This is a genomic window from Microbacterium sp. JZ101, from assembly GCF_053903175.1.
On sequence record NZ_CP096400.1, the window covers coordinates 2,589,355 to 2,614,113 of the forward strand.

Genomic DNA, 24,759 nt, shown 5'->3' on the forward strand with positions numbered 1-24,759 from the left:
GACGGGCGGATTCCCGCCTGGGCATGAAAAGGCTCTCCGCGCACCCGACAGAGCCCGGTTACCCTTGCTACGTTTCCGTCCTGGGGGAGTTGGCCTGGATGCCGCCACGCGGAGAGCTGCAGATAGTCTAACCCCGAATGCGAGGTGGCCTGTGCCAGAGACCATGACGGCCGAGAGATTCCTCGAGGCGGCGAACGGGATCGCGCGCGCGATCTCGAGCGTGATCGACGGCAAGCCCGAGGCCGTGGACAGCGCCCTCATCTCGCTCCTGGCCGAGGGTCACCTGCTCATCGAGGACGTGCCGGGCGTCGGCAAGACGCAGCTCGCGCGCGCCCTCGCCGCCTCGATCGCGGCGAGCGTGCGACGGATCCAGTTCACGCCGGATCTCCTGCCCAGCGACGTCACGGGCGTGTCGGTCTTCGACCCGGTCAGCCGCGAGTTCGAGTTCAAATCGGGCGCCGTGTTCGCCAACGTCGTCATCGCCGACGAGATCAACCGCTCCTCCCCCAAGACGCAGTCGGCCCTGCTCGAGGCGATGGAGGAGGCGCAGGTCACGGTCGATGGGCGGACCCACCGGCTGCCCCGCCCGTTCCTCGTCGTCGCGACCCAGAACCCGCTCGAGATGGAGGGCACGTACGCGCTCCCCGAGGCCCAGCGCGACCGCTTCATGATGCGCATCTCGATGGGCTACCCGGACGCCGAGGCCGAGGCGCTCATGCTGCGCCAGCGCGACACCGCGAATCCGCTCGACGCGCTCACGGCGGTCGTCGACGTCGAGACGGTCGCGGCGCTCATCGCGTGGGCGCGCGCCGTGCACGTCGCGCCTGTCGTCGAGCAGTACGCGGTCGCGCTCGCGCAGGCCACGCGCCGCCATCCCGACCTCCGTCTGGGCGCGAGCCCGCGGGCGACCATCCAGCTGGTCCGCGCGGCCAAGGTGCGCGCCGCGCTCGACGGGCGCGACTACGTCATCCCGGACGACCTCATGGCCCTGCTCACGCCCGTGTTCGCGCACCGTCTCATCCCGACGCGCGCGGCCGCCGCGCACCGCGGCGAGGCGGACGCGATCCCCGCGATCCTCGAGCGCATCGTGCACGCCGTCCGGGTCCCGCTCGCGACGGCGCGCTGAGCGCGATGCGCCGCCACCCGCTCACCGTGCGCGGCGCCGGGGCGCTCGCTCTCGGCGCCGCGCTCTTCGTCGCGGCGCACGCGGTGGGCTCGACAGAGGCTCTCGCGTACGCGATGCTCCTCTTCGCGCTCGTGGCGGCGTGCGCGCTCTCGCTGTACCTGCGCCGGAGCCCCGAGCGCGTGATCCGCACGCTCCGCCCCGAGACCGTCGCGGTCGGCGAGGAGAGCACGGTCGCGCTGCGGATCTCGGGGCGCTCTCCGCTGCCCACGCCGGGCGGCACGTGGGCCGACGAGCTGCCGGGCGGCTTCGCGGGCGATGCGACCGGCGCGCTGCCCGCGTCGCTCCTGCCGAGCCGCGGCGCGTCCGGAGCGCTCGAGCTGACGTACGCGGTCACGGGAGTCCGCCGGGGCGCGTGGACCCTCGGGCCGCTCACGGTCGTCGAGCACGACCCGTTCGGCATCGCGCGCCGCACGCGACGTCTGGGCGGGATGACGCCCGTCACCGTGACGCCGCGCATCGTCCCGCTCTCGCCCCTGCCCCGCCTCGCGGGCGACTCGGGCGTCGCGCTCGCGAGCGCCGAGCGGCGCGGCCAGGGCAGCGACAACCTCATCCCCCGCCCGTACGCGCCAGGGGACTCGATGCGCCGCATCCACTGGCGCGCCTCCGCGCGCCTCGGGGAGTTCATGGTGCGGGAGGAGGAGCAGGAGGCGTCGCCGCAGGCAGTCGTCGTGCTCGACCGGGGCACGTCGCGCTGGTCGCCCTCCGCCGCGTCGCCCGGCGGCGACAGCGCGTTCGAGGCCGCGGTCTCGCTGTGCGTGTCGGTCGCGTGGCGCCTCGCGGCCGACGGCTACATCGTCCGGGTCATCGACGGCGACGGCGCGCCGCTCGCGTCGCTCGGCCAGCGCGGCGCGGCCCAGGGCGACGAGCGCGCCGAGCTCCTGCGCGCCTTCACGACGGTCGGGACGCGCTCCGCCGACACCCTGCCGCGCCTCGACGAGGTGCTCGCGGGCGTGACCACGGGGCCGCTCGTGCTCATCGCGGGGCGCCTCGAGCCATCCGACGCCGCGGTGCTCGCCCGCACGGCGCATCGCGGCGCGCTCCCCCTCCTGTTCGCATCCGCCCCGCAGCGCGACGCGCTCGACGAGGCCCGTCGCGCCGGATGGCGCTCTGTCGCGCTCGAGGCGGACGTCGAGGACGCATGGCTGCGCGCCGTGAACCCGGGGGCGCGATATGGACGCCGCTGAGCTGCGGGCGCGCGGGGCCGAGCGCCGCCGTCGTCCCGCCGACCCCGTGCTCGCCCTGTGGACGGCGATCGCCGTCCTCGCATCCGCCCTCCCGCTGACGCGGGTCGTCGTCCCGATCTGGCTCCCCCAGACGGTGTTCACGGTCGCGGTCGTGTGCGCCGCCGGCTACGCGGTCCGCCGCACGCGGCACCGCGCCTGGGCGTTCCTCGCCGAGGCGGCCGTGTGGATCGCGTGCGCGATGATCCTCCTGCCCGCCTCGGTGCCGCGGTACCTCGTCGTCCCCTCCCCGCAGACGCCGCGCGCGGTCGAGGCGCTCCTCGGCGCCGTGTGGGATGAGGTGCTCCACGGCGTCGCGCCGCTGCGGCCGTCGAGCGGACTCGCGTGGGTGATCACGGTCGCGGTCGGCCTCCTCGCGATCGCCATGTCGCACGTCGCCCTCACCGCACGGCTTCCCCTCCTCGCGGCGGTGGGGTTCATCACGGTGTCGCTCATCCCGTCGCTCGTCGTGCCGCAGCGCGTGGAGGCGGTCTTCTTCGTTCCGCTCGCGGTGTCGATCCTCCTCATGCTGCGCGCCGACACCCGCGCGCGCGATCCGCGGACGGGCGTCGGGCACACGGCATCCGCGTCCGTCGTCGCCGCGATCGTCGGCACTGTCGCGGTCGTCGCCGCCATGGCCATCCCGCCCCTGCTCCCGCAGCCCGTCGCGCGCCCCGGATCCGGCTTCGGCCCCACGACGACGATCGACGCCGACCTCGATCTCGGCGCCAGCCTGCGCCAGCCCGCCCAGACCGAGGTGCTGCAGGTCAGGACGGCGGCCGGCGCGGCTCCGTACCTGCGCGTCGCGACCCTGTCGTCCTTCGACGGGGAGGTGTGGACGCCCGACACCGGCGCGCTCACCGCCGTCGGGGGCGGGCTGCCGCCGGTCGAGGAGATCGCGGTCGAGCGCGAGCGCGGCACGGCGTCGGTCGACATCACGCGGCTCACCGGCGGCTACCTGCCGGTGCCGTACGCGGCCGTCGAGCTCGAGGGCGTCGACGACGCGTGGTCGATGCTCACCGCGAACCGCACGCTCGTGACGAACTCGGCGTCCTCCCTCGGCGCCGAGTACACAGTGACGTGGGAGCGGCCCGACCCGACGCGGGAGCAGGCGCAGGCCGCGGCGATCGGCGAGGCGCCGGAGCAGGCGCTCGCACTGCCCGAGCTGCCGGCCGTGATCGGCGAGCTCGCTGCCGAGGTGACGGCCGACGCGCAGACCCCCTACGACGCCCTGCGCGCCCTGCAGGGCTGGTTCCGCGGCGGCGCGTTCCGGTACTCGCTCGAGGCGCCCGTCGCGGAGGGCTTCGACGGCTCGGGGGTCGACGCGATCGCCGACTTCCTCGAGGTGCGCGCGGGCTACTGCGTGCACTTCGCGTCGTCGTTCGCCGTCATGGCGCGCACCCTCGGGATCCCCACGCGCGTCGTGGTCGGCTACCTGCCGGGAACGGCGACGGGCCCGCCGGCGGACGACGGGTCGGTGACGTACTCGGTCACGAGCGCGCAGCTCCACGCGTGGCCCGAGGCGCATCTCGAGGGCATCGGCTGGGTGCCGTTCGAGCCCACGGCCTCCCTGGGCGTGCCCACGAACTTCCTTCCGCAGACGAGCGACGGCGGCCAGGCCCCGGTCGAGGAGGACGAGCGCCCGAGCGACGCGCCCACGCCGACCGCGAGCGCGCGCCCCTCGGCGGATCCGGGTGCGGGCGGCGCGGACGGCGCCGACGTCGCCGCGTGGGATCCGCGCGGCGCCCTCGGCGCGATCGGCATCGTCATCCTCGCTCTGCTCGTCGTCGCGCTCCCCTTCGTCGTGCGGAGCGCGCGGCGGTCGCGGCGACTGAACGCCTCGGGAGCGGCCCGGTCGCGCGCCGTGTGGCTCGAGCTCGTCGACACCGCGATCGACGCGGGCGTCGACGTGCGCGCGAGCGAGTCGCCCCGGGCGCTCGGCCGGCGCCTCGTGACGCAGTGCGGAGCTCCCGAGGCGGATGTCGCGCTGCTCGTGGGCGCGGTCGAGCGCGCGTCGTACGCGCGGGCATCCGACGAGCTCCCGGTCGAGACCGCCGCGGGCGCGCTGCGCCGCATCCGGCGCGCGCTCCTGCCGGGCGCGGCTGAGCGGGCGCGCGCGAGCGCGCTGCCGCGATCGCTCGTCGTGCGCCCTCGCGTGGACGACGCGCTCTGAGCGCTCGCGCCGTCAGGACGCGGTGACCGTCGCGCCCTTTCCGACGAGGGTGATGCCGCTCGGCGTGATCGCGAAGCCGCGCGCGGCATCCGCCTCGCGCGAGAGGCCGATCGACGCGCCCGCCTCGACGACGACGTTCTTGTCGAGGATCGCGCGGCGCACGGTCGCCCCCGGCTTGATCCGCGCGTTCTCGAACACGATCGAGTCGCTCACGTGCGCGCCCGACTCGACGATGCCGCCCGAGCCGAGCACGCTGCGCTCGATGTGCGCGCCCGAGATCACGGTGCCGCCCGCGACGATCGAGTCGATCACGGTGCTCAGCGTGCCCCGGGCGTCGCGCGTGAACTTCGCCGGCGGCAGGTTCACCTGCTGCGTGAAGATCGGCCACTCCTGGTTGTAGAGGTTGAACACGGGGAGCACCGAGATGAGGTCCTGGTGCGCCTCGAAGTACGAGTCGATCGTCCCCACGTCGCGCCAGTAGTAGCGATCGCGCGCCGAGGCGCCGGGCACGGTGTTCTGCTTCATGTCGTACACGCCGGCCGTGCCGCGCTCGACGAAGGCGGGGATGATGTCGCCGCCCATGTCGTGCTTCGAGTCGGCGCGCTCGCCGTCGCGCAGCACCTCCTCGATGAGCGCCTCGGCCGTGAAGACGTAGTTGCCCATCGAGGCGAGCACCTCGCGCGGCGAGTCGGGCAGGCCCTGCGGATTCGACGGCTTCTCGAGGAACTCGCGGATGCGGCTCGGGTTCTCGGGGTCGATGTCGATGACGCCGAACTGGTCGGCGAGCGAGATCGGCTGGCGGATGGCCGCGACGGTCGCCTCGGCGCCCGAGGCGATGTGCGCCTCGATCATCTGGTCGAAGTCCATCCGGTAGACGTGGTCGGCGCCGACCACGACGATGTAGTCCGGGCGCTCGTCGTACACGAGGTTGAGGCTCTGCAGGATCGCGTCGGCCGAGCCCTGGTACCAGCGCTTCCCGAGCCGCTGCTGCGCGGGCACGGACGCGATGTAGGAGCCGAGCAGGCCGTTCATGCGCCACAGCTGCGAGATGTGGCGGTCGAGGCTGTGCGACTTGTACTGCGTGAGCACGACGATCTGCCGCAGCCCCGAGTTGATCAGGTTCGACAGCGCGAAGTCGATGAGGCGGTACTGTCCGCCGAAGGGCACCGCCGGTTTCGCCCGGTCCTCCGTGAGCGGCATCAGCCGCTTGCCTTCTCCGCCTGCGAGCACGATGCCGAAGTACTTGGACATGGCCTCACCCTAGTGAGAACCGGAGGAGAAAGGCAGGCTCGAATCGCGGGGAGAAATGTGCAATTCTCGACCTGTTCCCCGCGCGGCCTCCAGCGGCGCTAGGTTGACTGCATGCGAGTCGATCTCCTCTCCCGCGAGTACCCGCCCGAGGTGTACGGCGGTGCCGGCGTGCACGTCGCCGAGCTCGTCAGAGCGCTCCGCCGAGATCTCGACGTCGTCGTGCGCGCGTTCGGCGCTCCGCGCGACGAGGAGGGCGTCTTCTCGTACGGGACGCCCGCCGAGCTCTCGGGCGCGAACGGCGCCCTGCAGACCATGGGCACCGACCTCCTCATCGCCCGCGATGTCGAGGGCGCCGACCTCGTCCACTCGCATACCTGGTACGCGAACTTCGCCGGCCACGTCGCGAAGATGCTCCACGGCATCCCGCACGTGGCCACCGCCCACAGCCTCGAGCCGCTGCGCCCGTGGAAGGCCGAGCAGCTCGGCGGCGGCTATCGCCTGTCGAGCTGGATCGAGCGCGAGGCCCTCACGTCGGCCGACGCCGTCGTCGCGGTCAGCGAGGGCATGCGCCGCGACCTGCTGCGGGTGTACCCCGAGCTCGAGCCCGAGCGCGTGAAGGTCGTCTACAACGGCATCGACCTCGATGGCTGGCAGCGCGTCGACGACCCGGACACCGTGCGCGCCCTGGGCGTCGACCCCGACCGCCCCTCGATCGTGTTCGTCGGCCGCATCACGCGGCAGAAGGGGCTGCCGTACCTGCTTCGCGCAGCGCGCGCCCTGCCGCCCGAGGTGCAGCTCGTGCTGTGCGCGGGCGCTCCCGACACGGCCGAGATCATGGCCGAGGTCGAGGGCCTCGTCGCCGAGCTGCGCGCCGAGCGCGACGGTGTCGTCTGGATCGACCGCCACCTGCCCCGCCCCGAGCTGTGCGCCCTGCTGAGCGCGGCCACGACGTTCGTCTGCCCCTCGGTGTACGAGCCGCTCGGCATCGTGAATCTCGAGGCCATGGCCTGCGGCGCGCCGGTCGTCGGCACGGGCACCGGCGGCATCCCCGAGGTCGTCGCGGACGGCGTGACGGGAGCGATCGTCCCGATCGAGCAGGTGGACGACGGAACGGGCACCCCGATCGACCCCGAGCGCTTCGTCGGCGACCTCGCGGCGGCGCTCACCGAGATGGTGTCCGACCCCGATCGCGCGCGTGCGCTGGGGGCCGCAGGGCGCGAGCGCGCCGAGCGCGAGTTCTCGTGGACCGCGATCGCCGACCGCACCCGCGCGCTGTACGCCGACGTCCGCGGCGTGTAGCTCCCGCAGGGATGTCAGAGGCCCCGTCCGGCGAACCGGACGGGGCCTCTTCTGCGGAAGCGACAGGATTTGAACCTGCGATGCGAGTTACCCCGCATACTTGGATTCCAGCCAAGCTCCTTAGGCCTCTCGGACACGCTTCCAGAGGAAGACCTTATCACGCGAACCCGCGCCTCTCCTGCCGAGCCCCCCTCGGGAGGCCGCTCCCTGGCATGTCTCAAATTTGCAGGCAATCGCGGCCCGTAAGGCTGCACAAGTGAGACATGCCGCGTGTCCGGAGCGCAGTGCGCGGAGCGCGGGGCGCGGCGCAGGCTAGGGTCGCCGTGTGGATGCGCACCCTCTCTCCCGCCGGGCCCTCCCCGTGCGCAGAATCGAGGCGCACCCGCTCGCGCCCGCCGAACTGCGGCGCTGGCCCGCCACGCTCGCGCCCGCCCGGCAGGTGCTCGAGGAGGGACTGGACCTCGGCGCCGTGACGGTGCTCACGGGCGAGAACGGCGTCGGCAAGTCGACCCTGGTCGAGGCTCTCGCCACGGCATACGGCCTCAACGCAGAGGGAGGCTCGAGCGGCGCCCAGCACGCCACGCGTGCGTCGGAGTCCGACCTCGGCGACCACCTGCAGCTCGTGCGCGGGGCCGGTGCGCCGAGGAAGGGCTTCTTCCTGCGGGCGGAGACCATGCACGGGTTCTACACGTACCTCGAGGACATCGGGATCGGCGCCCCGCTTCACGAGCGCAGCCACGGCGAGTCGTTCCTCGACCTGGTCTCCGAGCGCCTGCGCATCCGCGGGCTGTGGGTGCTCGACGAGCCGGAATCCGCTCTCTCCGTCTCCGGCTGCCTCGCGCTTCTCGGGCTGCTGCGCGAACTCGTCGCGGACGGCTCGCAGATCGTCCTCTCGACGCACTCCCCGGTGCTCGCCGCATTCCCCGGAGCCGACCTGCTCGAGCTCGGCTCGTGGGGCATCCGTCGATGCGCGTACGACGACCTCGACCTCGTGCGGACGTGGCGATCGTTCCTCGACTCCCCCGGCCGTTTCCTGCGTCACCTGGAGTGAACGCGTCGAACCGTCGCGGGCGGCTGAGCCGGGAGCGGTGGGCGGTCAGCCCATCCGCTCGGCGACGATGCGCGCGGTCGCCGCGGGATCGGGGCGGTGCATGACGGACTCCGGCACCACGACGAGCTCGGCGTCGGGGCGCGCGGCCGCGAGGCGGTCGGCCGCCTCGACGAGCACGGGGAACGTCTGCTCCCCGCGCAGGATCACGATCGGCTGCCCGACCTCGAGCATCGCGGCGGTCGGCCCTCCCGCATCCCGGACGAGCCGCGCGTCGTAGACGGTCGACTGCGCGAGGGGCGCGAGGAGCGTGAGCGCGCCCCGCGCCCGCATCCCCTCGACCATCTCGCGCGGAAGCCCGACGCCCTCGACCTGGAATGTCGCGACCGCGTCCTCGAGGGCGCCGTCGTCGACGAGCGCCTGGAGACGATCGGGGAGGTCGTGCGGCGCCGGCTCTCCTGCGTGGAGCGGGGGCTCCGAGAGGAACAGCCGGCGGATGGGCACCCCCAGCGACGCCGCGAACAGCGCGAGCACGGCCCCCGACGAGTGCCCGAGCACCGCGGCGTCGCCGCCCGCGGCCTCGATCACGGCCGCGAGGTCCTCGCTCTCGCGCTCGGGGGCGGAGTCGCGTGCGTCGCCGCTGTCACCGCGCGCGCGTCGGTCCCAGGTGACGGCCCGCAGGCCGGAGGCCGCGAGCGCCTCGGCGAGGCCCGAGGCGTCCGCCGCGGTCGAGAGCGCGCCGTTGACGATGACGACCGTGGGCCCGTCGCCGAGGGTGCGGAACGCGATGGGGGTGCCGTCTGCCGAGGTGACCGTGTCCATGACCCCAGCGAACCATGCACCGCCGACATCCGGAACCGGTGGTCGCGAACGGCCGCCATCCGCCGCCGTCAAGCGGCCGGAAGCGGCAAGTGATCCGCCTCAGCCGCAGTTCGGGCAGACGCCCGTGAGCGGCATCTCCATGAAGCAGGTCGGGCAGACGTCGGCCGCGCGCTCGGGCACGACGGGCTTGCGGACCGTCTCGCGGCGCGGCGCGCTCGAGCGCGCCGGCGCGACGCGCACGGCGTGCGTCACGGGGTGCGTGACACCCCACGAGCCGTGGAAGCGGCGGCTCGGCCAGCGCTCGAGGTCGCCCGCGAGGCGGGCGGCGTCGGACTCCGACCGGAAGCCGTTCGTGTAGCCCGCGTGCACCTCGAGTGCGGCGCTGCCGCGGCGCTCGATCTTGAAGTACGTGCGGTACCCGACGAAGCCCGTGACGTCGGAGCCGTCCACGATGCGGCGGATGACCGCCTGGTTCTCGGGCGGCGTCCCGTGCTTCTGGAAGGCCTCGTCGAGCGTCGCGTACCGCTTCGCGCGCCCCTCCCGGCCCTGGTCCACGCTGGTCTCCGGCGATTGGCTCACGATGCGCTCCTTCTCCCCACCCTTCGACGGTACCCGCGCCGGGCGCTCGACAGGAACGCGTGTCGCGTCACCGGGCCACGGGCAGCGGGAGCGCTGCCGCGGGCTCGCTCCCGACCGGCGACGGGATGGCGCGCCGCGCCCACTCGGGCGCGTCCGGGTTCGCGGACGGCGGGATCACCACGCCCTCCTCCTCGAGGCGGCGCGCGGTCGCCGCCTCGTCGACGAAGCGCCCCACCGTCGCCGAGCCGGCGGCCGGCACCACCGTGTGCATCACCGTGCGCTCGTAGACGTGGACGAAGTTGACGCTCTGTGCTGCATCTCTTCCGCGCGTCCCGCGGCCGGGCGTGAAGAGGTCCTGCGTGTAGCAGGTCGACGAGGCGACCGACACGGGGATGCCCTCGAACCCCGCGGTCGTGCTGTAGTGCAGGTGCCCCGCGAGGATGGCCCGCACATCCGTGCCGCGCAGGACGTCGGCGAGGGCCGCCTGGTCGCGCAGCTCGACCGTGACGGCGAGGTCCTGCAGGCACGGGACGGGCGGGTGGTGCATCGCGAGGATCGTCCCCTCGGGCGCGGGCGTCGCGAGCACGTCGGCGAGCCAGGCGAGCTGTCCCGGCTCGAGCTCGCCGTGCGCGTGCCCCGGCACGGTCGAGTCCAGGACGACGAGCCGCAGCCCGCCGAGCCACTCGACGCGGTCCAGCGGCTCGGTCGTCGGCGCGGCGTCGAGGAGCGTGCGCCGCAGCGTCGCGCGGTCGTCGTGATTGCCCATGACCCACACGATCCGCGCGTCCATCTCCGCGCGCTCCACGATGTCGCGCAGCTCGACGTACGCCTCGGGCTCGCCCCGGTCGGCCAGATCGCCCGTGAACACGAGCGCCTCGGGGCGGATGCCCGTCCCGGCCAGCGAGCCGAGCAGCTCGCGCAGGCGCTCGCTCGCCTCGGCGACGCCGCACAGGCGCTCCCCCGGCATGACGAGATGCGTGTCCGAGATGTGGACGAGGAAGTGATCGGGCAGCGGATGCTCGGACTGGCGGATGGGCACGCGGTTCCCTCTCGTCGGCGGCGGGCGCCGGCAGGGCTCTCGGGGCCGGCTCCGCCTCGCCCGCAGGGTGCCTCCTCGGGATGTCGCCCGGCTGGCGCGGCGGCGACGCGCCGGTGAACGGGGCGTCGCCGCCCGGCGAACGGCCGCGCCGCGCGCTCAGCCGCGCGGAGGCCGGCCGAGCGTCTCGATCGCCGCGGCGACCCGCGCGTGCGTCTCCGCATCGCGCGCGACGATGCGCACCTCCTCCGCCCGCGTGCGCGACGCCGCGATCGTCTCCACGGCAGCCGCGATCGCATCGTCCCGAGGCCATCCGTAGATGCCCGCGCTGATGAGCGGGAAGGCGACGCTGCGCGCACCGAGCTCGTCCGCGACCGCGAGCGCTCGCCGATAGCAGGACTCCAGGAGCGTGCGGTCGCGCTCGCCCGCCGCGTGGTTCGGGCCGACGGTGTGCACGACCCACCGCGCAGGCAGGCGACCGGCGGTCGTCCACCCCGCGTCGCCCGTCGCGAGCCCGTGCGGGAACCGCGCGATGCATGCGCGCAGGATCTCGGGGCCGCCCGCGCGGTGGATGGCGCCATCGACGCCGCCGCCTCCGCGCATCGCCCTGCTCGCCGCGTTGACGACGACGTCCACCTCCTGCTCCGTGATGTCGCCCAGGACGGCGCTGATGGCCGTCATGCGGCGGCCCCGCGTCTCTCGGCGGCCTCGCGCAGGGCCTGCGACAGCTGCGGGCTCAGCCGCGGCACGTCCTCGATCGGCACCGCGAGCGCCTGGAGCGTGCGGCTGAAGAGGTTGCGCGCCCCTGCGGCGAGCGCGATGTCGACGATCTGCCGGTCGGAGAAGCCGACGGCCCGCAGCCGCGCCGAGTCGTCGTCCGTCATCGAGGACGCCGCGTGCGCCACGGGGTTCACGGCCATCGCGCGGGTATGGCTGAACACGAGGCCGTCCGCCACGAGGTCGTGCGCGTACATGGCCGCGACCTGCGGGTCGGGGTCGTCCTCATGGGGCGTCGAGATGATCATGCCCGCCTCCTGACTGCGTCGGATGCGACCAGGATGCTCCCGCATCGCCTCCGCGTCGAGGGGATCAGCTCTCGATGGCGCGACCGGGGTCAGGCGACGGGCTCGATGCCCGTGAGCCGCAGCTCCTCGAGGTCGAGCCGCGCCTGGATGCGGTTCACGACGCCGTCGTCGACCGAGCCGTCGGCCCGGAGACCGTAGAGCACCTCCCGCTTGCGCGCGAGCAGCGCGAGCCGGAGCCGCGTGTGCTCCTCGTGCCGCGTGATCGGCGACATCGTGAGCACCTCGATCGCCGCAGCCTCGGCGGCGCGCTCGGCGTCGTCGGACGGGCCGAGCATCCCCTCGAGCACGGCCACCTCGCGGTCGACGCGCTCCTGCTCGCGCGCCTGACGCTGCGCGTTCGCGAGCTCGAGCGCCTCCGAGACGTCGTCGCGAATGCGGTCGCGCACCTCGTCGCTCACCGCGTGCGCGGCCGCGAGCTCCTCGAGCGACGCGAGCGCCGCACCCGTGATGGCCCGCTGCGCGAGCTCGTACTCCTCGTCGCTCGCCCGGTCCTCCGGAAGGCGCGCCCAGCGCACGACGACAGGGAGGAGCGGCCCCTGCACGAGCAGGGTGAGCACGATGACGCCCGCCGTGACGAACACGATGTCCTCGCGCCCCGCGAGCGCGGAGCCGTTCGCGGTCGCGAGCGGAACGGACAGCGCGATCGCGAGCGAGACGGCGCCCCGGAAGCCCGCCACCGTGCTGACCACCCGCGCGCGATGGCTCATCCGCCGCTCGCGCTGCGACGGACGGCGATCGAGCAGGCGGATCATCGTGACCGTGGTCATCTGGAACGCGAACCGGACGACGAGCGTCACGAGCCAGACGACGACCGTGACGCCCAGGAGCCGGCCGACCTCGCGCGCGTCGATCGTGTGCGCGACATGCTGCACCTCGAGCCCGATGAGCACGAACAGCGCGCCGTTGAGGAGGAACGTCCCGAGCGGCCACGCGGCCTCGGTCTGGCGCCGTGAGGCGGCTGTCGTCGTGCGCGGCGCGACCCAGGCCGCGATCAGCCCCGCCACGACGACCGCGAGCACACCCGACGCGTGGACGAGCTCGGCGACGAGGAACGCCGCGAACGGCGTGAGAAGGAGCGCGATGTTGATCGTCAGCGCGTCGCGCAGGCGGCGCATGAGCAGATAGGCGACGCCCGCGACCGCGAGGCCGGCCACGACCCCGCCCGCGTACGACATCACGACGAGGCCCGTGATGGTCCACGGCGTGTACTGGCCTCCGACCGCGACGCCGACGGCGACCGACGAGATGACGAGGGCGGTGCCGTCGTTCGTGAGGCTCTCGGCCTTCAGCACCATGAAGTTCCGGTGCGGCAGGGTGCGCCCGAGCGCGGCGACCGCCGTCGCGTCGGGAGGGGCGACCGCGGCGCCGAGGATGAGGGCGATCTCCCACGGCAGGCCCATCAGGTGCGCGGCGCCCGCGACCGCGAACGCGGTCGCGACGACGAGGAGCGTGCTCATCAGCACGATGCCGCGGAGGTCGCGCCGGATGGCCCGGAGCGAGGTCGTGAGGCTCTCCCAGAAGAGCATGACCGGCAGGAAGAGCAGGAGCACCGTCTCGGGCGGCAGCTGCACCTCGCGCAGCTCGGGCACGAACCCCAGCACGAGTCCGAACGCGAGCAGCAGCAGGGGAACCGCGACGCGCAGCCGCGGAGCGACGAGCGCTCCGACGAGCACGGCGGCGCCCAGGAGCACGGTGATCTCGAGTCCGTCCATCGGTGTCCTCTCTCCCTGGCGCGGCCCACGCCGAGGGGATGACGTGCGCAACGACGCGCGGCGCCCGCGCATTCCGGCGGACCGCCCCCTGGGCGTCTCCGGCGCATCCCCTGGCACCTCCCTCCGTATGCGCGACGCCGCATACGGCGAGAGCTAGCCTGAGACCAGCGATCGGCATCCGCCCTTGGCTCCAGGAGCCGAACGGCTGCCGACACGACAGGAGAAGTCCATCTCCCTCACCCAGACCGCACCCGTGGCCTCCCGTCTCGGCGCTGTGCGCCAGACCTACTCCGGAACAGAGACGTTCCCTCCGATGGCCAAGGCGTACACGAAGGTGTCGCAGGTCGTGCGCGAGACGGGGCTGCTGCGCCGCGCCCGCGTCTTCTACGCCCTCGTCGGCGCCGGGATCCTCGTCGCCCTCGGCGGCGCGATCGCCGGTTTCCTGCTTCTCGGCGACAGCTGGTTCCAGCTGCTCATCGCGGGCGCGCTCGGCGTCATCTTCACGCAGGTCGCGTTCCTCGCGCACGAGGCCGCACACCGCCAGATCCTCGCGAGCGGCCCCGCGAACGACCGCCTCGCGCGCATCCTCGCCGGCAGCATCGGCATGAGCTACGCCTGGTGGGACGCCAAGCACAGCCGTCACCACGCGAACCCGAACCGCGTCGGCAAGGACCCCGACATCGAGATCGACACGATCTCGTTCGTCGAGGAGGACGCCGCCGGGGCGAGGGGGCTGCGCCGCCTCATCACGCAGCGGCAGGGCTGGCTGTTCTTCCCGCTCCTCACGCTCGAGGGCGTCAATCTGCACTACCTGAGCCTGAAGCACCTGCTGTCTCGCGGCCCGGTCAAGGGACGCTGGACCGAGCTCGGCATCATCGCGCTGCGCTTCGCGCTCCTCCTGACGCCGCTCTTCCTCCTGCTCCCGGTGGGCATGGCCTTCGCCTTCCTCGGCGTGCAGCTCGCGGTCTTCGGCGTGTACATGGGCGCGTCCTTCGCGCCGAACCACAAGGGCATGCCCGTCATCGCGCCCGATGCGAAGCTCGACTTCTTCTCGAAGCAGGTCCGCACCTCGCGCAACATCGCGGGCGGATGGTGGGCCACCTGGCTCATGGGCGGGCTCAACTACCAGGTCGAGCACCACCTCTTCCCGAGCATGCCGCGCCCCCACCTCGCCAAGGCGCGCGAGATCGTCCGCGACTTCTGCGCGACGAACGACGTGCCGTACACCGAGACGAGCCTGCTGCGCTCGTACGGCATCGTCATCGCCTACCTCAACCGCGTGGGCCTGGCCGCGCGCGACCCCTTCGACTGCCCCATGGCGTCGCAGTACCGGCGCGCCTGAGCCGTCTGGACAGCAGAGGGGCCCGTCACCGCGGTGACGGGCCCCTCTGCTGTCCGATGCGCAGGTCAGGCGGGAGCGTCGGATGGCGCGGGGGCGCCTCCCGCCTCCGGCGACGTCGCCGACGCGGCCGTGTGCTCCGCCGCGGGCGCTGCCGGAGCGGGCTCAGCCGACGCGGCGTCGTCGGCGCGCTGGCCCGCGGCCATCCCGCGTCCGACCGCGTGTCCCTGGATGACGGCCGACAGGTCGACGCCGGTCGCCGCGCGGACGCTGTCGAACATCGACCGCATCCCGGCCGCGGTCTCCCCCGCGAGGTGCGCGCTCGCGCCATCCGCACCACCGCCCGAGAGCACCGTGACGGAGCCGACGTTCGCGTAGCCCTTCGCGAACTCCGTCATCATCGGCACGAGCGCGTCGAGCGCGCGCTGGGCGAGGAACGCGTCCTGGTTCTTCGCGAGCGCCGCCGCCTCGGCCTCGATGGCCGCCGCCCGCGCGTCGCCCTCGAGGCGGACGGCCTCAGCGTCGGCCTCGGCCTTGATCCGGATGGCCCGCGCCTCCTGCTCGGCGATGAGAGCCTCGGCCTCGGCCTCCTTGACCCGCGCGTATGCGTCGGCGTCGGCCCGCTTCTGCCGCTCGTAGAGCGCCGCGTCGGCGACGCGCTTGACGTCGGCGTCGAGCTCGGCCTGCTTGTTCTCGGCCTCCTGCATGAGGACGCCCTGCTGCGCCTTCGCCCGCGCGAGGGCCTCCGCCTGCTCGGCCTCGGCGCGCGCCTGGCCGACCTCCGCCGCGGCCGACGCGGTGTTGCGGTCGAACGCGGTCTGCTCGATGAGCGTCTCCTCGCTCGTCGCGATCTCGCGCGCCTTGATCTCGCGCTCGGCGTTGATCCGGGCGATCTCGGCCTGGCGCTTGACCTTGGAGACCTCCTCGGCGCCCAGGGCGTCGATGTAGCCGTTCTGGTCGGTGATGCCCTGGATCTGGAAGCTGTCGAGCACGAGGCCCTGGTCCTCCAGGTCGCTCTTGATGAGCGTCGCGATCTGGTCGGACAGCTCCTGGCGGTCGCGCATGAGCTGCTCGACCGTGAGCGTCGCGACGACGCCGCGCAGAGCGCCCTCGAGCTGCTCGGTGGTGAAGACCTCGATCGCGTCGTCCTGCGAGACGAAGCGCTCGGCGGCGCTCGCGATCGCCTCGGGCGTGGAGCCGATCTTCACGAGCGCGACCCCCGTGACGTCGACCGTCACGCCCTGGATCGACTGCGCGGTCGGCTTGACCATGATCTGCCGCGCCCGCAGCGAGAGCGTCTCCGCACGCTGCGTGATCGGGTTGACGATCGCGCCGCCGCCGCGGATCACCGCGACGTTCGACGAGGTGCCGTCCTTCGCCCTCTGCTTCTTGCCGACGATGATGAGCGCCTCGTCGGCGCGCGCGACCTTGTACCACGCGCGCAGCACGAGCGTTCCGATGAGCGCCGCCACCGCGAGGACGACGACCACGATCACGACGGCGACGACGATGCCGATGCTCCCGGCCGTGTCGACGATTCCGTCCATGCACTACCCCCTTCGGCCGACCGCGGCGCGCCGGGTGCGGGCGCGTCGGACGCGGACGGTCTCGGGGCCACCCTATCGAGCCGGCGCGTCGTCCATCCGGGCGAGGTCCTGCGTCGCGGGGCCCTCGAGCACGCGGCCCTCGGGATCGAAGCGCGATGCGTGCAGCGGGCAGTCCCACGAGCGCTCGGCCGGGTTCCACTGCAGGATGCCGCCGAGGTGGGTGCAGACGCCGGAGACCGCGCACAGTCGCCCGTCCACGCGCGAGACCGCGACCGGATGCGCGCCCCGGGTCTCCACGCGCCCCTCGCCCTCCGCGGGCGGCTCGGCATCGCGGCTCACGAGCGCCTTCGTCCATCCGCTCGCCATCTCCTTCGCCACGCGCGCGTTCGCGCCGACCGCGGTCGCGGCGTCCCGCACGCCCACCTGCGGCGAGCGCAGCCCGTCGACCCAGCTCGGGCGCTCGCCGAGGATCTCGCCCGCCATCGCGAGCGCGGCCGCCGCCCCGTTCGCCATGCCCCACTTGTCGTATCCGGTCGCCGTGAGGACCCGCCCGTCGGTTCCGGGCTCGGCGCCCGCGAAGGGCAGCCGGGTGATCGTGCGGTAGTCCTGCGCCGCCCACCACGTGACGCGGCGGGCCCCGGGGAAGGCCTCGGCGGTCCACGCGTCGATGTCGGCGAGCATGGCGCCCGCGTCGCCGCGGCCGGTGCGGAACCCGCCCCCGCCGACGAGCAGGAGGCGCCCGCCCGCGCCGTCGTCGGCGGTGCGCAGCGATCGGGCCTGCGGGTCGACCGAGAGGTGCATGCCCTCCGGCAGCGCGCCGTCCACGGCATAGGCGCCGACGACCGAGCGCGACGGCTCGAGCCGCGCGAAGAACCCGGCGCGGTCGATCGCGGGCGACCCCGTCGCGACGACGAGGTGGGCCGCGGCGAGCACGCCGCGTGTCGTGGCGACGCCCACGCCGTCGGGAGCGTCCTCGAGGCCCGTGACGCGGCATCCCTCGACGATCGTGCCGCCGCGGCTGCGCAGCTCGGCCGCGAGCGCCGCGAGGACGCGGCGCGGGTGCAGGGCCGCCTGCCCCTCCATGCGCAGCGCGCGCGAGACGGCGAAGGGCAGGCCGGTCTGCTCGGTGGGCCCCCAGACCGCGTCGACGCCGGAGGCCTCGAGCGCCTCGGCCTCCCGCTCGAGCGCCGCATCGCCCTCGTCGGTGGTCGAGAAGGTGAACGCCGGCTCGTCGCGCAGGGCGCCGTCGACGGACTCCGCGATCGCACGCAGCCAGTCCGCTCCCGCGCGCTGAGCGGCGGCGTAGGCGCGCAGCGCCTCGACGCCGGCGTGCGCGCGGATCTCTCCGTACACCGAGCCCTGCAGGAGCGACAGCTTCGCGGTCGTGTTGCCCGTCGCGACGGCGCCGACCGTGCGCGCCTCGCACACCGCGACGCGCCGCCCGGCGCGCGCGAGCGCCACCGCGGTCGCGAGTCCGGTCAGCCCCGCACCTGCCACGACGGCGTCCGGGTGGAGCACGTGCTCGCGGTCGACGGGGATGGGCGGACCGGTGCGGATCCACAGCGGCTCGGGCGCGACGGGCGTCATCGGGTGTCCTCTCTCGATGGCCCCACCCTCCCCTGTGTGCGCGCGAGAGGGCCAGCGGGTTGACACCCTCCGGCACGCGCCCTATCGGCCAGGGCCGAGACGCTGTCAACCCCTGGCGGGCGGACGCGCCGCGCGGCACTCTGGAGACACCGAGCGAGGAGGACGACATGGCTCACGTCGAAGGAACCGACCCCGACATCCAGACCCGGCCCATCGAGCCGGCGCCCACGCGGCACGAGGTCCCGGCGGATGCGGACCTCGATGCGCTCGAGGACGACCGCGACCCGGCCGACCTCGCGGACGACCGAGGACCGCTGCCCGAGACCGCGGCCGATCATCCCGTGCTCCCGGACGACGAGCGCGAGGTCGACGACGGGTACCTGGGCGAAGAGGATGTCTTCATCGCGGACGACGAGGAGGGCATCCGATGACCTCCGAGCAGCACGACCGCGCGGCGCACGAGGTGCCGGCAGGGCGCGGCGGCGCCGACAGCGGGGCCGCCGACCTCGTCGACGTCGAGGGCACGGCGCCCGCGTCGCCCGAGGAGGGCGACCAGAACGACATCGCGGGTGTCGGGCCCGCGGGCCCCGAGGACGACAGGGGCCTGCAGACCGAGCCGCGCGAGGACACGCACGACACGACCTCCGACGAGCGCGTGCGCGGCATCCTCGTGCAGGTGCAGGGCGACCTCGCGACCGGCCGCGCGTCGGAGGAGGAACTGCGGCGGATGCTCCGCCGGCGCCTCGACGACGCGGGAATCGAGCTGCGGGACGAGCAGTTCGACGGTCTCATCCGCGAGGCCGTCTCCGGCGAGCCCGAGACGACGATCGAGGGCGCCGAGCCCGGCGCCGACGCCTGAGAGCCGCGGGCGCGGGCGGTTCTAGACTGGAGTCCATGCCCGACTCCGCTGCCCCCGCGACCCCCGGCGTCTCGCCGCGCCGCATCACGGTCCTCGACGCGCTCCGCTTCCTCTCGGAGCTGCTGGCGATCGCGGCTCTCGCGGTCTGGGGGTTCGTCGCGTGGGCGTTCCCATGGAGCATCGTGGTCGGCATCGCGGCTCCCGCGCTCGCGATCCTCGTCTGGGCCCTGTTCGTCTCGCCCAAGGCCGTGTTCGCGGTGCACCCCTTCGTGCGCGCGGTCGTCGAGCTCGCGGTCTTCCTCGCGGCGACCATCGCGCTGTGGGATCTCGGCCTCGCGTGGGGCGGCATCGCGTTCGGCGTGGCCGCGGTCGTGATCGGCCTCCTCCACAACCGCCGCGAGCTGTGATGGCCGACGCGCTCGCCCGGCTGCAGGACGCCCTCGGCGAGCGGGTCGACACGCACGCTGCGTCCCTCGAGGAGGCGCGCGCCGACCGCTCGGGCTTCCGCTCCGACGGCCCGCCGCTCGCGGTCGTGCACGCCGAGTCCGTCGCCGACGTGCAGACGGTGCTGCGCATCGCGCACGAGACCCGCACGCCCGTCGTCACGCGCGGCGCCGGCACCGGTCTCGCGGGTGCCGCGAACGCGGGGCCGGGCGAGATCGCCCTGTCCGTGCGGCGGATGACCCGGATCCTCGAGATCTCCCCCGACGATCTGCTCGCCGTGGTCGAGCCCGGCATCCTGAACGGCGATCTCGGCGCGGCGCTCGCCGCGCACGGGCTGTGGTGGGCGCCTGATCCGGCGAGCCGCGCGATCTCGACCGTCGGGGGCAACATCGCCACGGGTGCGGGCGGCCTGCTCTGCGCGAAGTACGGCGTCGTCCGGGACGCGGTCCTGGGCCTCGACGTCGTCCTCGCCGACGGGCGGCTCATCCGCACCGGGCACCGCAGCGTGAAGGGCGTGACGGGCTACGACCTCACATCGCTCCTCATCGGGTCGGAGGGCACGCTCGGCGTCGTGGTGGGGGCGACGCTCAAGCTGCGCCGCCTCGTGCCCGGCGACGTGTGCACGCTCTCGGCGTTCTTCCCGTCCGTGCGCGAAGCCGCGCGGGCGTCTGCCGCGGTCACCGCGGCCGGCGTGCAGCCGGCGATCATGGAGCTCCTCGACGCCGCCGCGGTCGCCGCGATCAGCGCGCTGCTGCGGGTCGCCGAGACGGCGCCGGGCTCGGCGCAGCTCACGATCCAGACGGATGGCCCGGGCGCCCGCGCGGAGGCCGAGGCGATCGCGCGCGTGCTGCGCGACGCGGGCGGCGAGGTCGCGATGACCGACGACGCCGACGAGGGCGAGCGCCTCCTCGCCTTCCGCCGTGCGATGCACCCCGCGATGGCGGCCCTCGGCACCTCGCTCATCGAGGACGTCTCGGTGCCGCGCAGCCGTCTGCCCGAGATGTTCGACGAGATCGCGCGCGTCGAGCGCGAACACGGCGTCGTGATCCCCACGGTGGCGCACGCGGGCGACGGGAACCTGCATCCGAACTTCGTCTTCGACGGCGACGAGGTCCCCGCGCACGTGTGGGCTGCCGCCGACGACCTCTTCCGATCGGCTCTGCGCCTCGGCGGCACGCTCACGGGCGAGCACGGCGTGGGTCTCCTCAAGCGCCGCTGGCTCGCCGATGAGCTCGGCGACGACCAGTGGCGCCTGCAGCGCGACATCGCCCGGGTGTTCGACCCGCGCGGGATCCTCAACCCCGGCAAGGTCTTCGCGCCATGATCCCCCTCGGCCGGTCAGACCCGGCCGAGGGCTGAGCGGATGGCCAGGGCCGCGCTCTCGTCGGCGGTCTCGTAGGCGACGGCGCCCGCGCCAGCGCCGGATCCCAGAGCGACCGGCACGGCGTCGACGACGGTGCGCTTGGCGGACGCGTGGACCGCGTCGACGCCCGTCGCGGCGACGTCCGCCGCGTTGCCGGCATCGACGCCGCCGCCCGCCATGATCTGGATGGCGCCGTCCGCGCGGCGCACGAGCGCGCGGAGCTCGTCGAGGGCGTCCGAGGCGCGCGACGCGCCTCCCGACGTGAGCACGCGGGTCACGCCGAGCTCGGCGAGCTCGTCCACGGCGCGCGCCCTGTCGCCGAGCGCGTCGAACGCGCGGTGGAACGTCACCTCCCTGCCCTCGGCCGCGTCGCGGACCGCCCGCACGAGGTCGGCGTCGACGCGGCCCTGGACGAGGCCCCCGACGACGACGCCCGCGGCGCCCGCTCGGATCGCCGCGCGCACGTCCGCCGTCATGAGGGCGCGGTCGTCGGCGTCGTAGGCGAAGCCGCCCGCGCGCGGACGCACGAGGACGTGCACGGGGATGCCCGACGCGACCGCGAGCTCGACGAGCCCGGCGGACGGCGTGAGCCCGCCCAGCGCGAGCGCGGTCGCGAGCTCGATGCGGTCGGCCCGCACGTGCGCCGCGACCGTCACGCCCGCGGCGTCCTGCACCGCGAGCTCGAACGCCGTCATCGTCAGATGCCCTGCCATTCGGGCTTGTTGTCCCACGCGTAGCGGTAGTAGTCGGCGTCGCGCAGCCGCGACGCCGCAGCCTCGTCGACGACGACCGTGACGTGCGGGTGGAGCTGGATCGCCGACCCCGGCAGCGACGCGCTGACGGGTCCCTCGACGGCGCCCGCGACCGCCTCCGCCTTGCCCGCGCCGAACGCGAGGAGCACGAGGTGGCGCGCCCGCAGGATCGTGCCGAGCCCCTGCGTGATGCAGTGCATGGGGACGTCGTCGATCGAGTCGAAGAACCGCGCGTTGTCCTCGCGCGTCTGCCGTGTGAGGGTCTTCACGCGCGTCCGCGATGCGAACGACGATCCCGGCTCGTTGAAGCCGATATGGCCGTCGGTGCCGATGCCGAGGATCTGCAGGTCGACGCCCCCGGCCTCCTCGATCGCCGCCTCGTACGCGTCGCCCGCGTGCTCGATGCCCTCGAGCGACCCGTCGGGTGTGCGGATCCGGGCGGGGTCGAACCCGAGCGGCTCGACGACCTCGCGCGAGATCACCGACCGGTACGACTCGGGGTGGGCCGGGTCGATGCCGACGTACTCGTCGAGCGCGAAGCCGCGCACCTGCGAGACGTCGACGCCCGACAGGCGCGTGCGGAGCGCCTCGTAGACGGGCAGCGGCGTCGATCCGGTCGCGAGACCGAGCACGGCGTCGGGCCGCCGGCGGATGAGTCGCGCGATCTCGTCGGCGACGATGGCGCCGCCCGCGGGGGCGTCGGGGACGATGATGACTTCGGCCATGCGGTGACCTTCTCTCAGACGGGGACGGGGGCGTCGATGAGCGAGGCGCCGAGCGCCGCGGCCGGCGACCCTGCCGGCAGCACCTCGATCCTCTCACCCAGGTGCAGGGAGCGGAGGAAGCCCGATGCGGCCGACGACCGCCGCAGCTCCTCCGACACGATGTCGGCCACCCGGTCGCCGAGCGCCGCGAGTCCGCCCGCGAGCACGATGCGGCGCGGGTCGACCGCGAGCGCGAGCAGGCGGATGGCCGCGGCGGCGCCGCGCACGAAGTCCGCCCGCAGACGCAGCGCGAGCGGATGGCCCTCGTCGGCGGCATCGAGCAGGTCGCGGACGGGGAACGCTCCGGGCCGCGCCCAGCGGGCGGCGAGCGCGCGGCCGCCCGCGAGCGCCTCGATGCAGCCGGTCTGCCCGCACGCGCACACGGGGCCGGCCGGATCGATCGGCACGTGGCCGATCTCGCCGGCCGCGCCGCCCGCGCCGCGCCAGAGGCGGCCGTCGACGACGACGCCCGCGGCGATGCCGGTGCCGAGGTTGAGCAGCGCGAGCGGGCCGGCGACGGGCGCCAGCGCATGCGCGCCGAGAGCGGCGGCCTTGACGTCGTTCTCGACCGCCACCGGAACCCCGCACCGTGCCTCCACCGCGTCGGCGAGGGGCAGCTCCCGGACGTCGAGGTTCACGGCGTGCCGCACGGTCCGCCCGTCGGTCTGACCGGGGATGCCGATCCCGATCGAGGTGATCGACAAGGACCCGGCCCGAGTCGACACGGCCTCCACGGCCGCGACGATCGAGTCGACCACGCCGACGTCGCCGCGCTCGGTCGCGCTGCGCCGGCGCGCGAGGATCGAGCCGTCCGCGGCGACCGCCACGGCGTCGGTCTTCGACCCTCCCACGTCGAGACCGATCCGCACCCCGGTCATCCCTTGACCGCCCCCGCGACCATGCCCTGGGCCATCCGCCCCTGCACGATGAGGAAGAAGACGACCACGGGGATCGCGCACAGGGTCGAGCCCGCCATGATGGCGGCCCAGTCAGTCTCCTTGGTGGCCTGCACGAAGGCGCGCAGCCAGACGGGCAGCGTGCGCGCCTCGGGGCGCGTCATGATGACGAGGGCGTAGACGAACTCGTTCCATGCCTGGATGAAGGCGAACACACCCGTCGCGGCGAGGCCGGGGCCGAGCAGCGGGAAGGTCACCCGCCAGAAGGCGCCCATCCGCGTGCAGCCGTCGACGCGCGCGGCCTCCTCGAGCTCGATCGGCACGCCGTTCACGAACCCGCGGAGGGTCCAGATCGTGAACGGCAGCACCATCGCGATGTAGACGAGCGCGAGCCCCACGGCCGAGTTGAGCAGCTGCCATCCGTCGAGCACGCGGTAGGTCGAGATGATGAGCGCCTCTGCGGGGATCATCTGGATCGCGAGCACCGCGACGATGAGGGCGCGTCGGCTGCGGAAGCGGAAGCGGCTGAGCGCGAGGGCCGCGAGGAACGCGAACAGGAGCGCGAAGACGACGGCCGCGAGCGTCACGCCGACGCTCATCGCGAGCGCGGGGAGGAAGGCGATGCTGCCGCTGGGCTCCGTGACGACCTCGACGAAGTTCGCGAGCGTGAACCGGTCGGGCCACCAGTGCGGCTCGGACGAGGTCACGACGGCGTTCGGCAGCAGCGCCGAGTTCACCATCCAGTACACGGGGAACGCGCTCGCGAGGAACACGACGACCGCGAGGGCGTTCAGGCCCGCGCGGGCGACGCGCGAGCGGGGACGACTGCTCATGCTCTCGACTCCTCCTCGCGCAGGGTCGCGACGACGTAGTACCCCGCGACCGCCATCATGAAGACGACGAGGATGACCGAGATCGCCCCGGCCGCGCCCTGATCGCCTCCGGCCGTCGCGGTCGCGTAGATGTAGACGCCGATCGTGTCGGTCTCCGCGCGGAGGCCGCCGATCGTCTGCAGCGCGTAGATCTGGGTGAACACGCGCATGTCCCAGATCACCTGCAGGATGAGCAGCACGACGAGGACGCTGCGGATGTACGGGACCGTGACGAGGCGGAACCGCTGCGCGCCCGTGGCCCCGTCGAGGCTCGCGGCCTCGAGCACCTCGCCCGGCACCTGGGTGAGCGCGGCGAATGTCGTGAACGCGACGAAGGGCACGGCCATCCACGTCACGATGACGGTCGCGACGAAGAAGAACCCGATCGGCTCGATGAGCCACGAGTGCCCTCGCATGTCGAGCGGCGTGAGCGCCGTGAGGACGTGGTTCACGAGGCCCGCGCGGGTATCGAAGATCCATCCCCACACCGTCGTCGCCGAGATCGGCGGCATCGCCCAGGCGAGGAGCAGGCCGATCGAGACGAGCCCCTTCAGGAAGCGGCCGAGGCGCGTCATGAGCAGGGCGACGCCGACCCCGAGCACCATCGTGAGGACGACGTTCACCGCGCAGAAGGCGACGCTCCGGGCGAGGACGGCCCAGAATCCGGGGTCGGAGAGCACGCGGACGTAGTTGTCCAGCCCCACGAACTCGGGCGGCGCGCCGAAGATCTGCGCGCGCCCGAACTCCTGGAACGACATGACGATGAGCTGGACGAGCGGCCAGGCCGTGAGCGCCGCGATGACGGCGCCGGCGGGCACGAGCAGCAGGGCGGGTCCGCGCAGGAACGTCTCGCGGCGCCGCCGTCGCGGGGGCGACGGCGGCGGCGCGAGGTCGTGCGCGCGCGGCGCGGTGAGGGTGGCCATGT

The 24,759-nt window shown here is 73.8% G+C and carries 24 protein-coding genes, 1 tRNA gene and 1 other RNA gene; 10 read left to right on the plus strand and 16 right to left on the minus strand.

Translation table 11 applies throughout. The features are described from left to right. Positions 1–24: 24 nt before the first annotated feature. Positions 25–121: signal recognition particle sRNA small type (gene ffs / locus M1D56_RS12000), an RNA gene on the minus strand. A gap of 42 nt (positions 122–163) precedes the next feature. Here ffs and M1D56_RS12005 point away from each other — a divergent pair. The 3 genes from M1D56_RS12005 to M1D56_RS12015 are packed head-to-tail and all read left to right on the plus strand — an operon-like array spanning position 164 to position 4,579. Further along, positions 164–1,126: an AAA family ATPase gene (locus M1D56_RS12005; RefSeq protein ID WP_271174492.1), complete on the plus strand. Its 963-nt coding sequence runs from the start codon at positions 164–166 to the stop codon at positions 1,124–1,126. A gap of 5 nt (positions 1,127–1,131) precedes the next feature. Further along, positions 1,132–2,370, plus strand: coding sequence for a DUF58 domain-containing protein (locus M1D56_RS12010; protein ID WP_456283686.1), 1,239 nt, complete (start codon positions 1,132–1,134; stop codon positions 2,368–2,370). Continuing rightward, a complete protein-coding gene (locus M1D56_RS12015; protein WP_456283687.1) occupies positions 2,357–4,579 on the plus strand; it encodes a transglutaminase TgpA family protein in 2,223 nt (740 codons plus the stop codon). The genes M1D56_RS12010 and M1D56_RS12015 overlap by 14 nt, the downstream gene beginning before the upstream one ends. Positions 4,580–4,591: 12 nt before the next feature. Here the strand turns inward: M1D56_RS12015 and glgC are convergent, their stop codons facing one another. Continuing rightward, positions 4,592–5,830, minus strand: coding sequence for a glucose-1-phosphate adenylyltransferase (gene glgC, locus M1D56_RS12020; RefSeq protein ID WP_282980264.1), 1,239 nt, complete (start codon positions 5,828–5,830; stop codon positions 4,592–4,594). A 111-nt stretch (positions 5,831–5,941) separates the two neighbouring features. Between glgC and glgA the strand changes: the two genes are divergently transcribed. Beyond that, positions 5,942–7,129 (plus strand): glycogen synthase, encoded by a 1,188-nt coding sequence (gene glgA, locus M1D56_RS12025; RefSeq protein WP_421076127.1) that lies wholly within the window; start codon positions 5,942–5,944, stop codon positions 7,127–7,129. 54 nt (positions 7,130–7,183) lie between these two features. On the opposite strand, the gene M1D56_RS12030 is transcribed toward glgA, so the two are convergent. Next, positions 7,184–7,272, minus strand: a tRNA-Ser gene (locus M1D56_RS12030). A 182-nt stretch (positions 7,273–7,454) separates the two neighbouring features. Here M1D56_RS12030 and M1D56_RS12035 point away from each other — a divergent pair. Next, a complete protein-coding gene (locus M1D56_RS12035; RefSeq protein WP_456283688.1) occupies positions 7,455–8,180 on the plus strand; it encodes an AAA family ATPase in 726 nt (241 codons plus the stop codon). A gap of 45 nt (positions 8,181–8,225) precedes the next feature. On the opposite strand, the gene M1D56_RS12040 is transcribed toward M1D56_RS12035, so the two are convergent. From M1D56_RS12040 to M1D56_RS12065, 6 genes are all read right to left on the minus strand, one after another. After that, the gene (locus tag M1D56_RS12040) at positions 8,226–8,999 is read right to left on the minus strand and encodes an alpha/beta fold hydrolase (protein WP_421076125.1); all 774 of its coding nucleotides are present in this window, start codon (positions 8,997–8,999) and stop codon (positions 8,226–8,228) included. A 99-nt stretch (positions 9,000–9,098) separates the two neighbouring features. Next, entirely contained in the window at positions 9,099–9,578 is a 480-nt protein-coding gene (locus tag M1D56_RS12045; protein ID WP_324014183.1) for a hypothetical protein, read from the minus strand. 67 nt (positions 9,579–9,645) lie between these two features. After that, positions 9,646–10,617: a phosphodiesterase gene (locus M1D56_RS12050; RefSeq protein ID WP_456283689.1), complete on the minus strand. Its 972-nt coding sequence runs from the start codon at positions 10,615–10,617 to the stop codon at positions 9,646–9,648. Positions 10,618–10,773: 156 nt separating this feature from the next. Continuing rightward, positions 10,774–11,295: an O-acetyl-ADP-ribose deacetylase gene (locus M1D56_RS12055; protein WP_456283690.1), complete on the minus strand. Its 522-nt coding sequence runs from the start codon at positions 11,293–11,295 to the stop codon at positions 10,774–10,776. Next, on the minus strand, positions 11,292–11,639 hold the full coding sequence (locus M1D56_RS12060; RefSeq protein WP_456283691.1) for a hypothetical protein: 348 nt from the start codon (positions 11,637–11,639) through the stop codon (positions 11,292–11,294). The genes M1D56_RS12055 and M1D56_RS12060 overlap by 4 nt, the downstream gene beginning before the upstream one ends. An 89-nt stretch (positions 11,640–11,728) precedes the next feature. Continuing rightward, the gene (locus tag M1D56_RS12065) at positions 11,729–13,411 is read right to left on the minus strand and encodes a Na+/H+ antiporter (protein WP_456283692.1); all 1,683 of its coding nucleotides are present in this window, start codon (positions 13,409–13,411) and stop codon (positions 11,729–11,731) included. Positions 13,412–13,664: 253 nt separating this feature from the next. Here M1D56_RS12065 and M1D56_RS12070 point away from each other — a divergent pair, with 253 nt between their 5' ends. Further along, positions 13,665–14,753: a fatty acid desaturase family protein gene (locus M1D56_RS12070; RefSeq protein ID WP_324014180.1), complete on the plus strand. Its 1,089-nt coding sequence runs from the start codon at positions 13,665–13,667 to the stop codon at positions 14,751–14,753. 65 nt (positions 14,754–14,818) lie between these two features. Here M1D56_RS12070 and M1D56_RS12075 read toward each other — a convergent pair whose 3' ends face one another. Both M1D56_RS12075 and M1D56_RS12080 read right to left on the minus strand, forming a co-directional pair. Beyond that, a complete protein-coding gene (locus tag M1D56_RS12075; RefSeq protein ID WP_456283693.1) occupies positions 14,819–16,297 on the minus strand; it encodes an SPFH domain-containing protein in 1,479 nt (492 codons plus the stop codon). A gap of 72 nt (positions 16,298–16,369) precedes the next feature. Then, positions 16,370–17,884, minus strand: coding sequence for an FAD-dependent oxidoreductase (locus M1D56_RS12080; RefSeq protein WP_456283694.1), 1,515 nt, complete (start codon positions 17,882–17,884; stop codon positions 16,370–16,372). A gap of 167 nt (positions 17,885–18,051) precedes the next feature. On the opposite strand from M1D56_RS12080, the gene M1D56_RS12085 reads away from it, so the two are divergent. Genes M1D56_RS12085 through M1D56_RS12100 form a run of 4 tightly spaced genes read left to right on the plus strand, consistent with a single transcriptional unit; the run spans position 18,052 to position 20,511 of the window. After that, on the plus strand, positions 18,052–18,315 hold the full coding sequence (locus M1D56_RS12085; protein ID WP_271174506.1) for a hypothetical protein: 264 nt from the start codon (positions 18,052–18,054) through the stop codon (positions 18,313–18,315). Beyond that, complete coding sequence (locus M1D56_RS12090; protein WP_456283695.1) at positions 18,312–18,743, plus strand: hypothetical protein; 432 nt, start codon at positions 18,312–18,314, stop codon at positions 18,741–18,743. The genes M1D56_RS12085 and M1D56_RS12090 overlap by 4 nt, the downstream gene beginning before the upstream one ends. A 35-nt stretch (positions 18,744–18,778) precedes the next feature. Further along, complete coding sequence (locus M1D56_RS12095) at positions 18,779–19,150, plus strand: YrdB family protein (RefSeq protein WP_271174508.1); 372 nt, start codon at positions 18,779–18,781, stop codon at positions 19,148–19,150. Continuing rightward, positions 19,150–20,511: an FAD-binding oxidoreductase gene (locus M1D56_RS12100; protein ID WP_456283696.1), complete on the plus strand. Its 1,362-nt coding sequence runs from the start codon at positions 19,150–19,152 to the stop codon at positions 20,509–20,511. The genes M1D56_RS12095 and M1D56_RS12100 overlap by 1 nt, the downstream gene beginning before the upstream one ends. Before the next feature lie 14 nt (positions 20,512–20,525). Here M1D56_RS12100 and M1D56_RS12105 read toward each other — a convergent pair whose 3' ends face one another. Genes M1D56_RS12105 through M1D56_RS12125 form a run of 5 tightly spaced genes read right to left on the minus strand, consistent with a single transcriptional unit; the run spans position 20,526 to position 24,757 of the window. After that, complete coding sequence (locus tag M1D56_RS12105) at positions 20,526–21,263, minus strand: copper homeostasis protein CutC (RefSeq protein ID WP_456283697.1); 738 nt, start codon at positions 21,261–21,263, stop codon at positions 20,526–20,528. Further along, the gene (locus tag M1D56_RS12110) at positions 21,248–22,027 is read right to left on the minus strand and encodes a glucosamine-6-phosphate deaminase (RefSeq protein WP_456283698.1); all 780 of its coding nucleotides are present in this window, start codon (positions 22,025–22,027) and stop codon (positions 21,248–21,250) included. The genes M1D56_RS12105 and M1D56_RS12110 overlap by 16 nt, the downstream gene beginning before the upstream one ends. Before the next feature lie 14 nt (positions 22,028–22,041). Next, positions 22,042–22,944 carry an ROK family protein gene (locus tag M1D56_RS12115; protein ID WP_456283699.1) on the minus strand — a complete coding sequence of 301 codons (903 nt, stop codon included), beginning with the start codon at positions 22,942–22,944 and terminating at the stop codon, positions 22,042–22,044. Then, positions 22,941–23,795, minus strand: coding sequence for a carbohydrate ABC transporter permease (locus M1D56_RS12120; RefSeq protein WP_271174512.1), 855 nt, complete (start codon positions 23,793–23,795; stop codon positions 22,941–22,943). Before M1D56_RS12120 ends, M1D56_RS12115 begins: the two co-directional genes overlap by 4 nt. Continuing rightward, positions 23,792–24,757 (minus strand): carbohydrate ABC transporter permease, encoded by a 966-nt coding sequence (locus M1D56_RS12125; protein ID WP_271174513.1) that lies wholly within the window; start codon positions 24,755–24,757, stop codon positions 23,792–23,794. Before M1D56_RS12125 ends, M1D56_RS12120 begins: the two co-directional genes overlap by 4 nt. Positions 24,758–24,759: the final 2 nt, after the last annotated feature.

What these genes read in the sequence shown, in the direction of transcription:
- M1D56_RS12005 (WP_271174492.1), top strand. Translation starts at nt 164, where the DNA reads ATGACGGCCGAGAGATTCCTCGAGGCGGCGAACGGGATCGCGCGCGCG.
- M1D56_RS12010 (WP_456283686.1), top strand. Translation starts at nt 1,132, where the DNA reads ATGCGCCGCCACCCGCTCACCGTGCGCGGCGCCGGGGCGCTCGCTCTC.
- M1D56_RS12015 (WP_456283687.1), top strand. Translation starts at nt 2,357, where the DNA reads ATGGACGCCGCTGAGCTGCGGGCGCGCGGGGCCGAGCGCCGCCGTCGT.
- glgC (WP_282980264.1), bottom strand. Translation starts at nt 5,830, where the DNA reads ATGTCCAAGTACTTCGGCATCGTGCTCGCAGGCGGAGAAGGCAAGCGG.
- glgA (WP_421076127.1), top strand. Translation starts at nt 5,942, where the DNA reads ATGCGAGTCGATCTCCTCTCCCGCGAGTACCCGCCCGAGGTGTACGGC.
- M1D56_RS12040 (WP_421076125.1), bottom strand. Translation starts at nt 8,999, where the DNA reads ATGGACACGGTCACCTCGGCAGACGGCACCCCCATCGCGTTCCGCACC.
- M1D56_RS12055 (WP_456283690.1), bottom strand. Translation starts at nt 11,295, where the DNA reads ATGACGGCCATCAGCGCCGTCCTGGGCGACATCACGGAGCAGGAGGTG.
- M1D56_RS12060 (WP_456283691.1), bottom strand. Translation starts at nt 11,639, where the DNA reads ATGATCATCTCGACGCCCCATGAGGACGACCCCGACCCGCAGGTCGCG.
- M1D56_RS12065 (WP_456283692.1), bottom strand. Translation starts at nt 13,411, where the DNA reads ATGGACGGACTCGAGATCACCGTGCTCCTGGGCGCCGCCGTGCTCGTC.
- M1D56_RS12075 (WP_456283693.1), bottom strand. Translation starts at nt 16,297, where the DNA reads ATGGACGGAATCGTCGACACGGCCGGGAGCATCGGCATCGTCGTCGCC.
- M1D56_RS12080 (WP_456283694.1), bottom strand. Translation starts at nt 17,884, where the DNA reads ATGACGCCCGTCGCGCCCGAGCCGCTGTGGATCCGCACCGGTCCGCCC.
- M1D56_RS12085 (WP_271174506.1), top strand. Translation starts at nt 18,052, where the DNA reads ATGGCTCACGTCGAAGGAACCGACCCCGACATCCAGACCCGGCCCATC.
- M1D56_RS12090 (WP_456283695.1), top strand. Translation starts at nt 18,312, where the DNA reads ATGACCTCCGAGCAGCACGACCGCGCGGCGCACGAGGTGCCGGCAGGG.
- M1D56_RS12095 (WP_271174508.1), top strand. Translation starts at nt 18,779, where the DNA reads ATGCCCGACTCCGCTGCCCCCGCGACCCCCGGCGTCTCGCCGCGCCGC.
- M1D56_RS12100 (WP_456283696.1), top strand. Translation starts at nt 19,150, where the DNA reads ATGGCCGACGCGCTCGCCCGGCTGCAGGACGCCCTCGGCGAGCGGGTC.
- M1D56_RS12105 (WP_456283697.1), bottom strand. Translation starts at nt 21,263, where the DNA reads ATGGCAGGGCATCTGACGATGACGGCGTTCGAGCTCGCGGTGCAGGAC.
- M1D56_RS12110 (WP_456283698.1), bottom strand. Translation starts at nt 22,027, where the DNA reads ATGGCCGAAGTCATCATCGTCCCCGACGCCCCCGCGGGCGGCGCCATC.
- M1D56_RS12115 (WP_456283699.1), bottom strand. Translation starts at nt 22,944, where the DNA reads ATGACCGGGGTGCGGATCGGTCTCGACGTGGGAGGGTCGAAGACCGAC.
- M1D56_RS12120 (WP_271174512.1), bottom strand. Translation starts at nt 23,795, where the DNA reads ATGAGCAGTCGTCCCCGCTCGCGCGTCGCCCGCGCGGGCCTGAACGCC.
- M1D56_RS12125 (WP_271174513.1), bottom strand. Translation starts at nt 24,757, where the DNA reads ATGGCCACCCTCACCGCGCCGCGCGCGCACGACCTCGCGCCGCCGCCG.